This is a genomic window from Methylobacterium sp. B1 (assembly GCF_000333255.1).
Classification (GTDB): domain Bacteria; phylum Pseudomonadota; class Alphaproteobacteria; order Rhizobiales; family Beijerinckiaceae; genus Methylobacterium; species Methylobacterium fujisawaense.
The window spans coordinates 1-2,323 of sequence record NZ_BACT01000663.1; the positions used below are offsets into that span (position 1 = coordinate 1).

Annotated in this window: 3 protein-coding genes; all 3 read left to right on the forward strand. The window is 68.7% G+C overall.

Features of this window, described 5'->3' with window-relative positions; all coding sequences use genetic code 11:
• Positions 1-487, forward strand: a 487-nt coding sequence (locus I53_RS19590) for a peptidoglycan-binding protein (RefSeq protein ID WP_043353787.1), incomplete at its 5' end; no start/stop codon positions are given.
• Positions 484-867, forward strand: coding sequence for a RidA family protein (locus I53_RS19595; protein ID WP_043353789.1), 384 nt, complete (start codon positions 484-486; stop codon positions 865-867). The genes I53_RS19590 and I53_RS19595, both read left to right, overlap by 4 nt.
• 496 nt (positions 868-1,363) lie before the next feature.
• Positions 1,364-2,323: cache domain-containing protein (locus I53_RS19600; protein ID WP_043353791.1), on the forward strand; the 960-nt coding region annotated here is incomplete at its 3' end.

The window sequence follows — 2,323 nt, forward strand, 5'->3', positions numbered from 1 at the left end:
GGGGAAGCTGCCCCGGGGCTTCAACGTCGGAGCCGCCGGACGCAAGAACAAGAAACCCGTCGCCCACTGGGCTTCGCTCGGCGTGACCCGCGTGGACGGGCGCCCGCTCTCGGGCGAGGGCCCGGCCGGGATCATCGCACCCGCCGGCATCGACGGCCCGGCCTTCCTGGTGACCAAGAACTTCGACGCGATCTACTCCTACAACGCCGCCGAGTCGTACGGTCTCGCCATCGCGGTCCTCTCCGACCGGCTGCGCGGCAAGCCCGGCGTCCAGGCCGCTTGGCCGACCGACGACCCGCCCCTGTCCCGGGCCGAGCGGCGCGATCTCCAGACCCGGCTGGCCGCCCGCGGCTACGATGTCGGCGAGCCGGATGGCAAGGTCGGCCAGAAGACGCGCGATGCCATCAAGGACGTGGAGCGCCGGCTCGGGATGACGCCCACGGGCCGTCCCGGCGGCAAGGTGCTGGAGGCGTTGCGCGGCGGGTGAGACGGCGGCTGATCACGTCGGGCTCCCCGTTCGAGCGGGACTACGGCTACTCCCGGGCGGTGGTCGACGGGGACACCGTCTACCTGTCCGGGACGACCGGCTACGACTACGCCACGATGACCATGCCCGAGGGGGCCGCCGCGCAGGCCGAGGCCTGCTGGCGCACGATCCGCTCGGTGCTCGCGGAGGCCGGAACAGATCTCGCCGGCATCGTGCGCGCCACCTATTACGTCATCGACCGGGACGACGCCGAGGCCGTGCTGGCGGTCTGCGGCCGGGTGCTGGCCGATGTCCGGCCGGCCGCCACGATCCTGGTCGTGGCGGGTCTTCTACGCCCCGAGATGCGCGTCGAGATCGAGGTCACCGCGCGGACCCGGTAGCGGCGCCCCGATCGCGCCGACGACGGCGAGCGGCCCCCGCATGCCGTTCCGCCGGGCCGCAGCGCCATCCGATCCTCCGACCCGATCATCTCCGCCGCGCCCGCATTGCGGCCGCGCCCGTCCCGGGTGCCGGGGGCATTCGACCCGTCCATTGCTGGGGTGCAGGTGCGGTTCGCCGGGGCGATCTCAGGTTCTGTCGTCGCTGGCGGCAGCCCATCCGTGCGGCCGGCATGCGCCATGTCAAAAGCAACGGCATCGTCGCCTCATCTGCAGATCTCGGTCGTTCAACTTGTAGGCCATGATCTTGATCTGCGCGCTTCTGTTGACATGAGCAATCGAATTTATCAGATCATGCCGCGGTATCGCTGGATTTGGCGATCTGCGGGAATTTATTATGCGCATTCGATTTTTCAGCGTAAGTCTGTTTCGTCGTATGATAGCGCAAATTGTACTCACCGTATTGATCGTTTCAGCCATTGGCGCTGGCGGATTGCGATTGTATTACGAGGAAATGCTGTCCGAGCGGCTTCAATCCCTGCGCGCGATCACGGAGCTGTTCACCACCTACGCACAAAACCTTGAGTCCCGGGTCAGAAGCGGCGCCCTGACCCGCGAAGCCGCCCTGGCGGAACTTGCCGAGACGGCCATGGCCATGCGCTTCGACAACGGCACGAACTACGTCGCCATCTACGCGATGGACGGTACGGCTCTGGCGGTTCCCGACCGCAGGCTTGTCGGCAGCAACCAGCTGGACGCCCGGGTCAACGGGGTGCGCGTGGCCGGGACGCTGATCGATCTGCTGAAGACCTCCGACACGGCCCTGACGACGTATCAGTATCCGCGACCCGGCCGCGAGGGTCTGTACCTGAAGACCACACGCGCCGTCAGGTTCACGCCCTGGAACATCATGATCGCGGCCGGGACCTATACCGACGACATCAAGGACGCTTTCCTGTCGCTCGCTCTGGCGGCAAGCGGCCTGCTTCTCGGGGTTGGCGCCCTCGGCGTGCTCGGCTCGGTCCTGATCGGGCGCGGCATCACGCGTCCGCTCGACCGGCTCGGCCGCCGGATGCAGGCCCTCGCCCAGGGCGACGTGACGGGCTCGATTCCCGGGCTCGATCGGACGGATGAGATCGGGCAGATGGCCCGAACCGTGGAGGTCTTCCGCCAAGCGCTGATCGTCAAGGCCGAGATGGATCGGACGGCGGCGCAGGAAGCGGCGGCCAAGGCCCAGCACGTGCAGAGGCTCGACGTGCTCACCCGGGCGTTCGAGGCCGATGCCGGAGCCCTCATGACGGGCGTCTCCGCGGCCGCTGCGCAGATGCAGGCGACCGCCGAGGCCATGGCACGGCGGGCCTCCCGCACGAGTGTCCGGGCCACGCATGTGGCGGGGGCCGCGCAGGAGACCGCCGGGAGCGTGCAGAGCGTCGCCGCCGCCACCGAGGAGATGGCGGTC